Here is a 12743-nt window from a genome sequence, read left to right on the forward strand (position 1 = left end):
TGACTAATAAACAAATCCATTATTCAAAAGCAAGATCCGCTAAAATAAGGATCTGAACTTCTTGTTATGGTATAAACGGTCTTTTTTATATTTCTGTAGGGAGGGGCAAAATTTGGATCAACTACTAATTACAAAGACAGTTCGAAGATTTAGTGATTTGATCGAGAGGAATAAAGATAGTCGGGCTTATTCAGATTTTAAAGAAGGAATAAATGAAGGTTTAGAGATAGCCAAAGATACTTTTGAGGAAAACGTGGGAGTATTTATTTCACTCGTTTCAGAGGAAGATCCAGCTGTAAAGATACAGAGGCTGCAGGAAAGATTTAACCTGATGATAGACACGATTGCAGTTAAAGAAAAACCAAATTATTCTCAGGACCATTTAGATGGAATCTATGAAGGGTTTGAAAGATCCAAAAAATTATTTGGAGGATGTGTAAAAGAATACTATAAACCCTGATCTACCCTTATTTCAAGCTATAAGGACTCTTATTTTTTATTAGCATTCAGTTTTGGTCCGGATTATTCTATTTTAATATACCTCTGACGGATAATTATATGTACTATTCGAAAACAAGAGGCATTAAAGCATAATTGAAACTTTTTGATCAGATATGTTGCTTTATTCCTCTAAATAAAACTGTAGCAAGACCCGCTAAAAAACGGATTGAAACTGTACTGCCGGAGGATAATGACGTTTTTCGGAGATTTTTATTCGACAGCCGGATCAATTAAGCAGGGATTTGGACTCTCGTTGCCTGCCCGGATGCATGGTGCGGAAATGTATTATCAAAATTGTAAACATACTTGTAAACTGAGTGTTTATGCAGAGCTTGGTTTACCTATTCTGGAGTCTTGAAAGACGGGGATATAGATGGCGCCAATTGAAACAACGGAAAGGCTGGGGCGCAGCCTGGGTTTTTTCTCAACTTTTGCAATAGCCACCGGAACAATGATAGGGGCAGGAATATTCATTCTTCCCGGAATAGCCGTAGCAAATGCAGGTTCAGGAGCAATTATCTCATTCTTGCTGGGCGGGCTCATTTCAATAGCTACAGCAATCAGCATGTCAGAGCTGGCAACAGGCATGCCTGTGGCAGGCGGCAGCTATTACTATATCAGCAGGACAATGGGAGCCGCATTTGGCGCAGTAATCGGGCTCGGCTCCTGGCTGGCACTGGTATTCAAAGGCACGTTTGCACTCATAGGGCTTGCAGAATATTCTCAGATCTTTTACCCTCTGCCGCTCTATTTAGTCGCAGCTGTTACAGGAGTGCTTCTGTTAGTAATTAATTACCGCGGTGCAAAAAGTAGTGGTTCCCTGCAGAACTTTATTGTTGTTATTTTACTGGTAATACTGGTTCTATTCATAGGAAAAGTATCTTTTCTGGTCAAGCCGGATAATTTTGTCCCGGTAGCCCCGCATGGGATAATGTCGATATTCACTACAACAGGGATTATTTTCATATCCTACCTGGGACTAGCAGAAGCCGCTGCGGTCTCCGAGGAAGTTAAAAACCCGTCAAAGAACTTACCGAGGGCGTTTATCGCTTCAGCGGTTGTAGTAACCCTCTTTTATGTCGGTATAATGGCAGTAACGGTTGGATTTTCAGGTCCTGAAGGAGCAGTAACAACGGTCACTCCGCTGGCAGATATCGCAGGCCTGATTGCAGGAAACACCGGGAAATTCTTCATTGCTTTTGCTGCCCTGCTTGCAACGCTTTCCACAGCCAACGGTGCCATACTGTCATCTTCCAGGTTTCCTTTTGCAATGAGCAGAGATGCGCTGATGCCAGAATGGTTTGTCATGATCCATAAAAAGTATGAGACTCCTCACAATGCTATACTGGTCACCGGAACTGTAATGGTTTCGCTCCTGTTTTTTTTCAACATAGAACAGCTGGCAAGACTTGGCGGGGCTTTTAACATTTTGATATTTATCCTGCTCAATATGGCAGTAATCATCCTCCGAAAACGGACTTTACCCGGATATGAACCAACATTCCGCGATCCCTTCTATCCTTTCACGCAAATATTCGGGGTTGTCGGGAGCATATTATTGCTGCCTCTTCTTGGTGGTTTACCTTTACTGTTTACCGTATTAATGATATTTGCCGGAGCCGGCTGGTACATGTTCTATGGAAAAGACAAAGCCATGCCAGCATATAACCTGTTTGACCTGCTGGAAAATAATGTAGAAAGAGTGAGCGTTGAACCGGTTTCTGTTGGCAGGGTACTTGTGCCAGTTTCCAATCCGGGGCATGAACGAGACCTTCTGAAGCTGGCAGATTTCCTGGGAAGTGAGATAATTTGCCTGCACATAATTGAAGTTCCACGCCAGACAACCTTAATGGTAGTTCAGGAAGCTTACCACGAGAAAAAGATAGAGATGGACTGTCGTTTCCAGGAAGATTTTGAGCAATATCCTGCAAAATTCGGAAACAAAAGAGAATTTATCATTGCATTTGATCACAAAATCTCAAATTCAATCATTGAACAGGCTGAAATAGAGCACGCAGACATAATTATTATGGGCTGGCACGAATCAAAGAGGTTCAAGTATTCACTCGGAGACGTAACAAATGATGTTCTCCTGTCCTCAAAAAGCCAGATCGCTCTATTAAAAGGACATCTGCCTGACAGCCTTAAGAAAATCCTTGTAGCATATAATGGAAAACAAAATTCTGTACACGGCCTTTATCTTGCAAAAAAACTCGCTGCAAATACCGGGGCTTCAATTAGAATAATCAGCATTATTAGCCCCGATGAAGATCCGGACAAGAAAGCAATAATTACTGAAGAACTTGATGGGCTGGTCAAAAAGATAACTTCGATACCTGTCAGCTTTAAACTGCTTGAAAGATACTCTATAGAAGATGCCATACTGGAAGTCTCAAACGGCTACGATCTAACAATTATTGGCGATTCGAGCGAGAGATTTAAGATCTCTTTGCTCGGGACCCTCTCGCAGAGGATTGCCAGACATTCCAGAAAGCCGGTAATGATAGTTAAAAAATCAAAGCCGATATCAAAAGAAAGTCTGAATTACCTGCTGAAAAAATCTGGTCGGAAGATATATGCAAGAATCAGAAAGGAAAAAGACCCGGAGTAAGAGCAGGATTAATGCCGGGATTAAGACCCGATAAAGAGAAGACACGATAATAAGAGAAAACACGATAATAAGAGAAGACACACTAAAATAAAGGAGTCCGGGTTCAAACAATAAAAATGAAATATCCATCAAAATAGGAATCAGGGCTGAAATTACAGGGAAGGAGCACAAGAGAACATGACTACCGGATACGTTGACCCTGGAGACGGGAAACTCTACTATGAAATTGAGGGAAAGGGTGAGGTGCTCGTGCTCATCCATGCGGGCTTTGTTGACAGCCGCATGTGGGATGCGCAGTGGGACGCTTTTATACAGCATTATAGGGTTCTTCGTTTTGATATGCGCGGGTTTGGGAAATCCGATCCTGCAATAGGGCCTGTTTCCCGCCGTAAGGATTTGTACCGCTTGCTTCAGGAACTCGGTATTGAACGTGCACATGTATTGGGATGCTCCATGGGGGGAGAAATAGCCATTGATTTTACTCTCGAACACCCTGATATGGTGCTGTCGCTGATCGTTGTCAGTGGGATTCCGGGAGGCTTTGAAATGAGGGGCGCTCCTCCATCTCAGCTTCTGGAGATGCTGCAGGCTCTCGAACAGGGAGATCTGAACCGCGTAAGTGACCTGCAGATCCGTCTCTGGGTTGATGGCAGTTTCCGTCAGCCGGAGCAGGTCGACTCTCGCGTCCGTCAGCGGGCAACTGAGATGAACCGGATTCCGGTCGAGAATGGAACCTGGGCCATAGCCGACGCCAACCCGCTTAATCCGCTCAATCCACCGGCCACCGGGCGGCTTGGGGATCTCGCCGTTCCTGCGTTAGTCATGGCTGGCTCTCTTGATAATCCTGAAATCCTGCGGGCTGCTGACCTACTTGCTAACGAGATCAAAGGGGCAAAAAAGGTTCTCATGTCCGATACCGCCCACGTGCCAAATATGGAAAAACCTGCTGAATTTAATCGGATTGTGCTGGATTTCCTGAGCCATCTGTGAAGCCGCAAAAAGGCATGCGGAATTTCCTGTTTAAGGGAGCCGTTAAGAGCACTCTCTAGCATAAATACTCCTATTCCTGATTCGGCTTATTCCCGAGCTGGATAGGAGTTGGATAAACTCAATTTAGGTTGAAACAACTCTCTGCTGAAAAATCTCTTTTTTAGTCTGCAAACTTATGATTTGAGCCCCTTGAGTCAGCAGTAAGTAGTTTCCTTTTAGATTATTCTGCGTTTCTTTTCCGGTTAATAATTTAAGGCTTTGAAAGGGGAAAAGTCGAATTACACCGGTGATATAAAGTTATAGGTAAAAACATATAAAAATACTTAGGCCCGAGTACTGATAATTTATTTTTTTGAGCAGCTGGCTCGACCGAATAACCATTTTTTAAGGGGAGAATACGGGAGAATACTAATGTCCGTGAAAATCGAATGGAAAATCTTTACCGCTGAAACACAGAGTGACGGGACATGGAAGTCGAACAGCCCCAACCTTGCGGAACTGCTCAACGTCATAGCCAGTCCTCTCAGGATTAAGGGACCAACTCCGGATATCGAGTACTCGATGGCCCAGCTAGCAATTCAGGGGCTGCCATACTTTAAAATAACCGAAATCACTTCAGGAAATGCAAAGGCATCAGGGAGTGAAATAATGCCGATTCGGGTTTGAAGAGGAAACAATGCAACAGTTAATATATATGGACCCATCTGATTATATATGGGCATATTTCGAATTGTGGGTGTAAAGGGGTCTGTATATGGGCATAATATCCATTATCTTACATACAAAATGTAAATATTGTTCATCATGTTCTCAATTCCAGCCTAAAGGAAAATACTGTGAGGGTCTCGACTATCCCAAATGCGGGATATTTTTGAGACGAAAAAGGGGAATATAAACTATGTATTGAAACCAGAGTCTAATGTTAGAATTTAAAGAGATTTACTTTATTATATTTCGGAGTGTAGAGGCTAATCTCCGTCATTTTTATGGCGGGATACAGCCGTAAACTCTCTCGATAATAGTTACCTGTAAACCTTAATTTATCTTCCAGTCCTATTCTATATTGGCTAGTTTTTGCTACCATCAGCATAATAGGCTCAAGTAGGTCAGCTAGACTTTGCTCTGAACTTAAAGTATGAGGTTATGTAGGGAAGTTCTACATGTAAAACTTTGAACGGTGTTGGCGAGACCAGAATAATATTCGCTACTGGGCAGAATAGCGTTGGTTGAAAGGCATAGATGCCTGCGAATTTATTCGCGGGGGCTGTCACAGAAATTTATTAACCTATATTACTTATACAGTACTTCCGGAGCTGATTTTGTGGTCCATGTGAAGGCTTTAAAATTTATAGTCCTCATTTTTCTCGTCTCCCTGACAGCCGGCTGTATGGATATCGGGAACCTTAAGGAGGGTCTTGTCGCCGATGGGATGAATAAATTGCTGCCTGAGGGTACTGTCCCGGAGGAAGAACTCGAAGCCGAAGAGGCTGATCTTGTCGGGAGTGTCGAAAGCGCTGAAAGTATCGCCTCTACGGGGATACCTGAGGTGCCCTCGTACTCCGAAGAGAAGTCAGGTGCTGTTTATCCAAAAGAATACAGGCTGCTGTCTCTGAACTTCCGGAGGGCTATAGGGGCAGGAGAGGAAAGGACAGGAGAAGAGGTCTACAATATCACAGGAAAGACTTCAGGATACAATATAGAAGATGCCTGCGCTGTTTATAATTACGTAAACCGGAACTGGCAGTACAGGTACGACAAAAACGCCGAGTTTTTCTTCGGGGCTTCACAGACCATTGACAGCGGATATATAGGGGACTGCGATGATTACTCAATTGTTATGTCTGCCCTTTTGAAAAATATGGGGTTCAATACGAGGGTAGTTACGGCATACAATGAGTCTTATGGGCACGCTTATCCCGAACTTTACATAGGGGATGACAGGGACGCAGCTTCCGGGATACTGGATTATATCGCAGAGAGATACCCCTCTGCCGAAAATGTCTGGTACTCGGAAAGGGTGCTTGAAGATGGGCAGGGAACGCAGTACTGGCTCAACTTTGACTGGAGCGGGTCAAACGGGTACAGACATCCCGGCGGTGTATACTTCCAGGGAGCATCTATTATATACTACCCGAACGGCCTGGTCGAGTTCTAAAGCAGGAATTAATGAATAAGTGAATAAATAAGTGAATAAATAAATGAATAAATAAATGAATTAATGAATTAATGAATTAATGAATTAATGAATTAATGAATTACTGAATTAATGAATTAATGAATTAATGAATTAATGAATGAAAATTTTGCCCTGTTTTAATACCCTTCCTGCGGATTGCTGGCTTTACGCATTTTTATCCTTATCCTCAGTTTCTTTCTCCGCTTCTCTCAAAACTTTCTTTCTCCGCTTCTCTCAAAACTTTCTTTCTCCGCTTCTCTCAAAACTTTCTCCCGTTGTCCCTTTTTCAAAAAGGTTATATCATATAAATTCTAACTATGTTAAACTCTGTGATGTTACAAATTAAACTAATTGTGTTAAACAAATTCTGATAATATTGTTAAGCTTAAACTTAAAATGAGGTCTTAAAAATGACAGAAAAAATCGGAATCCTGGCCATCGGCCACGGGAGCAAACTGCCTTACAATAAAGAAGTAGTCAGCCAGATCGCAGATTACATTGCACAGAAGTATTCTGATGTTGTTGTTAGAGCCGGCTTTATGGAAAACAGTGAGCCAACTCTGGAAGAAGCAATTGCAGGCTTTTCAGGTACAGGAGTAACAAAGATTTCAGCAGTACCTGTTTTCCTGGCTTCAGGCGTCCACATCACAAAGGATATCCCTAAAATCCTGAATCTGGACGAAAACGGCTGCGGAACCCTTGAAATCGATGGAAAAGCAGTTCCTCTTTGCTACGCAAAACCCCTCGGAGCCGACACACTGATCGCCGACCTCGTCTTTAAAAGGGTGCAGGAATCCCTGTAGATTTGAACATCTGGGTCCGGTTTTTATTATGGACCTGTTCCGGAAGAAGCTCGCCGTGCTCGACCTTACACACGGCGGCATTCCAATAGCAATAAAACTCGCAGCTCTGGGAAATGATGTATCCGGAGTAGACGTTTACGGGACCGTGGATCAGGTGCTGCTTGGGGAGCTTGAGGAAAAGTACGGCATCAGCTGTTCAAAAACTCCTCTCCCCTTATCCGAATTCGATCTGCTGGTAGCGCCTGTGCATCTGGACCCGGCTTATCCCATGCTTTCAAAAGCCAGGTCAGAAGGAAAAACAGTTCTCTCACACCACGAAGCCATAGGGAAAATCCTGCAGGACGACCCGGAGCTTTCGGATATAAGAATAGTTGAGATAACAGGCGTAAAAGCAAAGACAAGCACTGCGTCCCTGCTCGCTGACATGCTCTCCCGCAGGTTCGAAGTCGTGCTCCATACCTCGCGCGGGCTTGAAGCCTGGAAAGAGGGTGTCCCTTTTATTATTCACAGGGGCCTGAGCATTACTCCGGGAAGTATCCTGACAGCCATTGAAAAAAGCCTTGAGGCAGGAATCAGGCCGGAATTTTTCATCTTTGAAATCTCTATCGGAGGTACGGGTACCGCAGACCTCGGGATCCTGACAACCCTTTCCCCTGATTATGGGATTGCGAACAATAACTCCCTTGCAAGCGATGCAAAGCTCCAGCTTATCCTGAACGCAAAACCCGGAAGCACCCTTCTTCTCAATGCCGGGGCAGAAAAAGCCCTTGAAGCTGCAAAAGGGAGCCGGGCAAAGGTTCTCACCTTTAAGGACCCATTTTATGCAGAGTCCCATGTGAAGATGTCTGAAGTTCCGGATTTTGTTCTGGAAACTGAAGCCGGGACTGCAAAATTATCAGCTGCTCAAGACTCGTCAGCTACTCAAAAATCATCAATTACTCCGGAGTTATCCGCTGCTCGGGAACCGGCAACTCTCTCAGAACCTTCAACTCCCTCAGAACCGTCAATCACTCCCGGAGCTTCAGGCTCTACCCTGCATTTTCTCCGCAGAGGAGATGAACTTTTTTCAGCTTCCCTGCGCCCCGGATATAACAGTTCGGCATACATGACAGCCTTTGTTGCAGCCTCTGCAGCCGCTCTCGAACTTGGGGTTGAACAAAAAGCTGTTGTTTCTGTGCTTGAGGAGTTCAGGGGGCTTTCAGGCAGAATGCAGGAAAAAGAGCTTAATGGGGTTGCCCTGGTTGACAACTCCAACTCCGGAATGGACATCCTTTCTGCAGAAAAAGCCCTTGAGTACGCTCTCCTGAAGAAAAAGGACGAAAAAAAGGGAAGTATAATCCTTGTACTCGGAGAAGAAGCTTCTCAGGTATGTGAAGGGCTGCCTCCTGTCTCAGTGCAGGGGTTTGTAGAAAAGTTCGGTGCAAAGTGCAGGCACATTATACTTGTTGGAGAGAGAATGACAGCAGTAGCTGCTAAAAATGCCTCTTATGCAGGCAGCCTTCCGGAAGGGCTATTGAAAGCTTCGGAACTTGCAGGAACAGAAGATATAATTCTTTCCTCAGTGAAATGTTTCCGTTGAGCGCTGTCCCTCCGGGTAATCTCCCATGTAAATTGTCCATCCGAAAATTCTCCGGCCGGACCTGGAAAATTGGCAGGAATTCCGGGTCAGGCTGCGGGCTTTTCGCAGGAATTTTATGATACAATTTTATACAGGGTCTTCCAATCTGTATTCGTTTCCATTGCTTGTTTAACTTTCAACTGATCATGCTTCCGGATACCTTCTTCCCGTCCAGGCGGGGTTCACAGTCCTGCGGGATTCCGGAATCTCCCGGGTGAAACCCATATAAACATTCGTATAATCAGAATAAGAGGATTTGTCATGACTGCAAAAGAGATTTCAATCATTCATCCCCGCCCGAGTTCAATCGTTGCGGCTCTTTATACTCTCAGGGACTTAAATGTCGATGTTGCAATCCTGCACGGACCCCCTGGCTGCTCATTCAAGCATGCGAGGCTGCTCGAAGAAGACGGGATCCATGTAGTCACTACAGGGCTTGACGAGAACGGCTTTGTTTTCGGAGGGCATGACCGGCTTGTACAGCTCATCAACAAGTCCATCGAACTCTTCAACCCGAAAATTCTGGGCGTTGTCGGCACCTGTGCCAGCATGATCATAGGGGAGGAAATGCACGAAGCCGTGCTTGAAGCAAACCCGGATATCCCTGTTATTGAAGTAGAAGTGCACGCAGGCTATCACAACAACACAAAAGGTGTGATCTTTGCCCTTGAATCTGCCCTCGATGCCGGGATAATTGACCGTAAAGAATTCGAGCGCCAGGAGTACCTCCTTATAAAAGCCACAGAGGTTGAAAAGAGGTTCGGGGCTGCGAGCAGGGAATACCTTGCCCCCTCCAGGGGAGACCTCAAATATAAGGTTGCAAGGCGGGTTATTGAACTCCTCAAGGAAGGCAAGAAAGGTCTCATCATAATGAACGCCAAAAAAGAAACCGGCTACATGTTTGCAGACATCACTCTTGCAGTCAATGAGGTTGCAGCTGCGCTCGGGAAAAAGGAAAACCTGGTCAATATGGCAAATATCGACCCGGAACTCGGGCTTCCGCGGGTCAGGCAGCATGCCAAATACATTATGCGAGACTTCGTAGCCCATGGGATTGAGATTCACGAAGTCATCGGCGGCATGGATGAGTACCCGATTGCGGGGGAAAAGGTCAGCGAACTAATAAAGACAAAATACAGTGATTACGATTTTGCAGTTATCACAGGCGTTCCTCATGCAATCCCGATGGAGAACCTGCAGCACATGGAACTGATTTCGGTTACGAACGGCCCGAGGCAGGTCCTGCCCTTAAAAGAGATGGGGCATGAGCATGTTATGGTTGAGATCGACCTCCACCCAAAGACTCTCGGAGTCAGCGAAATAGTGGAATCCGAGTTCGGAGCCACATTAAGGGAAGTTGCAAAGGAAGTTGCAAAGGAAGCCTGAACAGAAAAGAGTCAGGATAAAAGCCAGTATAAAGTAAATCCAGTATAAAGTAAATCCAGTATAAAATCAAAGTAACGGGAGGAAGATCCTTTGAAAAAACAAAAGATCGTTGCAATTTACGGAAAAGGCGGCATAGGTAAGTCGAGCACAGCCTCAAACGTTGCAGCTGCCTGTGCGGAAGCAGGAAAGAAGGTCATGATCATAGGCTGCGACCCAAAAAGCGATTCGTCCATAACCCTTCTCGGAGGCAGGAGAATCCCAACCATACTTGACCTCATCCGCGAAGGTGTGGATGTAAAGGAAAAAGATATGGTCTTTGAAGGGTATGCAGGCGTAAAATGTATAGAAGCCGGAGGGCCCGAGCCCGGCATAGGCTGTGCAGGGCGTGGGATCATAGTTGCAATCCAGAAACTGAAAAGCATTTCAGAAGACCTCCTTAAAGCACAGGACCTTATAATCTACGATGTTCCGGGAGACATCGTCTGCGGCGGGTTTGTTGCCCCTATCCGGAAGGGCTATGTAAATGAGGCATACGTCCTGACCTCAGGAGAATATATGCCCCTCTATGCAGCAAACAACATCTGCAAAGGGCTTTCCAAAATCAGTATGCCGCTTAGTGGGATTATCTGCAATTCCAGAAACGCAATCCGGGAAGAAGAAATAGTCAGGAAGTTTTCGGAGGAAATCGGCAGTCAGCTTATGGCTTTTATCCCCAAGCGGGATATAGTCCAGGTTTGCGAGCGAGACGGCTATTCTGTTATGGAAAAAGCTCCTGAATCCGACATTGCTGAAATCTACCGCCAGCTTGGAAAAGCAATCCTGAATAACGAAAAGAAGGTTATGGCAGCCCACCTGAGCGATGAGCGGTTAAGGGAAATGACACAGTGAACTGCAAAAACTTACCTGTGCCGCAATAAATGGATATACCGAACTCAGGGGTTATTGAAAGCATGTCCCACAGCAAACAATCCGGAACAGATGCAGGGAACATTCCCAGAGTCCTTATTTCTGCAGACCGTTCCTCTTCAGGCAAGACCACAATTTCCATGGGCCTTATGGCTGCTCTTGTTTCAAGAGGGTATAAAGTCCAGTCCTTCAAGGTCGCTCTTGACTATATCGACCCCAGTTACCATACCGAAATCACGGGAAGGTTCTGCCGGAACCTTGACGGGTACCTGATGGACGAAGACGGGATTCTTGACGTCTACTCCCATGCCTGTGAAACCGGGGATGGGGCAGATATTGCAATTATCGAAGGAGTTCGGGGGCTTTACGAGGGCTTTGAAAGCTTGAGCGACCTTGGGAGTACCGCCCAGATCGCAAAGATCCTCAAATGCCCCGTGGTTTTCGTAATCAATGCCCGCAGCATTACCCGTTCCAGTGCAGCCCTTATAAGCGGCTATAAGAATTTCGATCCTGACGTGGAAATCGCAGGCGTTGTCCTCAATAATATAGGGGGCCGCCGCCACGCAGAAAAGGCAAAAGAGGCAATAGAATACTATACTGGCGTGCCGGTTATAGGCATTATTCCAAGGGACCCCGCCATGCAGATTTCCATGCGCCACCTCGGACTCATGCCTGCGCTTGAAGGCAGGCGGAGGCTTGGAGACGGAGGGTTTGAGGACAGGCTTCGGGGCATTGAAGAGATTATCACTAAAGGAATTGATGTGGATCGCTTCCTGGAAATCGCAAGGAGTGCAAAACCCCTGAAAAGTTCCGAAAATAGCATTTTTTCCCCTGCTGCCGGTGCAGGATCTCCCGGACCGAGGATAGGTATTGCCCTTGATGAGGCTTTCAACTTTTACTACCATGATAATATCGACCTGCTGGAACTTGCCGGGGCGGAGATTGTTTACTTCAGCCCGGTAAAAGATCCCGGGCTTCCTGATGTTGACGGGCTCTATATAGGAGGCGGCTACCCTGAACTTTTTGCAGCCGAACTCGAAGCCAACGAGTCCATGCGAATGAGCATCAAAGAAGCTTCTGCTGCAGGTATGCCCATATACGCCGAGTGCGGGGGGCTCATGTACCTTACGGAAAAAATCAGTACCGGAATCCCCGGAAAAGGCACATACCACGACGCTTCGATGCCCGAGTCCACCTATTCAATGGTCGGGGCGCTTCCTGGCCACACAATTATGGGGCAGACAAGGGTTGTCAGTTACAATATCGGGACTCTTGATAGGAACTGCCTTCTGGGAAAAGAAGGCAACAGCTTCAAGGGGCATGAGTTCCACCACTCCGAAATCCGGGAAATCCCTGATGATGCGGAATTTGCAATAACCCTCTCAAGGGGCACTGGAATAAAAGGAGATCAGGATGGGCTTATTGTCGGCAATACCCTCGGTTCTTACGCCCACCTGCACGGAGTCTCATACAGGGAACTTGCAGGTTCATTTGTTGAAGCTGCCCGTAAATTCAGGGCTTCCAGGGCTTCCCGATAAACATATAAATGCAGGTTTGATCCGGGTTTTCAACCGAAAGGCATTATTCTAAGTTATATATTCATGCTGCCGGTTGCGGGCCACTTGCCTTTGCAGGTCGAAAAAACAATATTATATTAAGCCAGATTATTACACACCAGGAATTACAGGCTGGATTATTAAAAGCCATAATAATCCAGACTGTTACAATTCAGATTGTTACAATTCAGATTAT

The 12743-nt window shown here is 45.6% G+C and carries 10 protein-coding genes; all 10 read left to right on the forward strand.

Going from position 1 to position 12743, the window contains the following annotated elements:
* Positions 1 to 112 precede the first annotated feature (112 nt).
* The 10 genes from EO93_RS13715 (at position 113) to cfbB (ending at position 12529) form a co-directional block, all read left to right on the forward strand.
* Complete coding sequence (locus EO93_RS13715) at positions 113 to 460, forward strand: hypothetical protein (protein ID WP_048133642.1); 348 nt, start codon at positions 113 to 115, stop codon at positions 458 to 460.
* Between the two features lie 414 nt (positions 461 to 874).
* Positions 875 to 3112 (forward strand): amino acid permease, encoded by a 2238-nt coding sequence (locus EO93_RS13720; protein WP_048163097.1) that lies wholly within the window; start codon positions 875 to 877, stop codon positions 3110 to 3112.
* Between the two features lie 177 nt (positions 3113 to 3289).
* Positions 3290 to 4102 carry an alpha/beta fold hydrolase gene (locus tag EO93_RS13725; RefSeq protein ID WP_048163098.1) on the forward strand — a complete coding sequence of 271 codons (813 nt, stop codon included), beginning with the start codon at positions 3290 to 3292 and terminating at the stop codon, positions 4100 to 4102.
* Positions 4103 to 4513: 411 nt separating this feature from the next.
* The gene (locus tag EO93_RS13730) at positions 4514 to 4768 is read left to right on the forward strand and encodes a hypothetical protein (protein ID WP_048163100.1); all 255 of its coding nucleotides are present in this window, start codon (positions 4514 to 4516) and stop codon (positions 4766 to 4768) included.
* A gap of 655 nt (positions 4769 to 5423) precedes the next feature.
* Positions 5424 to 6257, forward strand: a complete 834-nt coding sequence (locus tag EO93_RS13735) for a transglutaminase-like domain-containing protein (RefSeq protein WP_048163102.1) — start codon at positions 5424 to 5426, stop codon at positions 6255 to 6257.
* Positions 6258 to 6688: 431 nt separating this feature from the next.
* Complete coding sequence (cfbA, locus tag EO93_RS13740; protein WP_048142914.1) at positions 6689 to 7081, forward strand: sirohydrochlorin nickelochelatase; 393 nt, start codon at positions 6689 to 6691, stop codon at positions 7079 to 7081.
* A 28-nt stretch (positions 7082 to 7109) separates the two neighbouring features.
* Entirely contained in the window at positions 7110 to 8660 is a 1551-nt protein-coding gene (gene cfbE / locus EO93_RS13745; protein WP_048163104.1) for a coenzyme F430 synthase, read from the forward strand.
* A 300-nt stretch (positions 8661 to 8960) separates the two neighbouring features.
* A complete protein-coding gene (gene cfbD, locus EO93_RS13750) occupies positions 8961 to 10085 on the forward strand; it encodes a Ni-sirohydrochlorin a,c-diamide reductive cyclase catalytic subunit (protein ID WP_048163106.1) in 1125 nt (374 codons plus the stop codon).
* A 90-nt stretch (positions 10086 to 10175) separates the two neighbouring features.
* Complete coding sequence (gene cfbC / locus EO93_RS13755) at positions 10176 to 10973, forward strand: Ni-sirohydrochlorin a,c-diamide reductive cyclase ATP-dependent reductase subunit (RefSeq protein ID WP_048163108.1); 798 nt, start codon at positions 10176 to 10178, stop codon at positions 10971 to 10973.
* Between the two features lie 62 nt (positions 10974 to 11035).
* Positions 11036 to 12529, forward strand: a complete 1494-nt coding sequence (gene cfbB / locus EO93_RS13760; protein WP_048163109.1) for a Ni-sirohydrochlorin a,c-diamide synthase — start codon at positions 11036 to 11038, stop codon at positions 12527 to 12529.
* Positions 12530 to 12743 lie beyond the last annotated feature (214 nt).

This window comes from Methanosarcina sp. 1.H.A.2.2 (assembly GCF_000979975.1).
GTDB lineage: Archaea > Halobacteriota > Methanosarcinia > Methanosarcinales > Methanosarcinaceae > Methanosarcina.

Bases quoted from the DNA above. Each gene is read 5' to 3' on its own strand.
- cfbD (WP_048163106.1), top strand. From the start codon at position 8,961: ATGACTGCAAAAGAGATTTCAATCATTCATCCCCGCCCGAGTTCAATC.
- EO93_RS13720 (WP_048163097.1), top strand. From the start codon at position 875: ATGGCGCCAATTGAAACAACGGAAAGGCTGGGGCGCAGCCTGGGTTTT.
- EO93_RS13725 (WP_048163098.1), top strand. From the start codon at position 3,290: ATGACTACCGGATACGTTGACCCTGGAGACGGGAAACTCTACTATGAA.
- cfbE (WP_048163104.1), top strand. From the start codon at position 7,110: ATGGACCTGTTCCGGAAGAAGCTCGCCGTGCTCGACCTTACACACGGC.
- cfbB (WP_048163109.1), top strand. From the start codon at position 11,036: ATGTCCCACAGCAAACAATCCGGAACAGATGCAGGGAACATTCCCAGA.
- cfbA (WP_048142914.1), top strand. From the start codon at position 6,689: ATGACAGAAAAAATCGGAATCCTGGCCATCGGCCACGGGAGCAAACTG.
- EO93_RS13730 (WP_048163100.1), top strand. From the start codon at position 4,514: ATGTCCGTGAAAATCGAATGGAAAATCTTTACCGCTGAAACACAGAGT.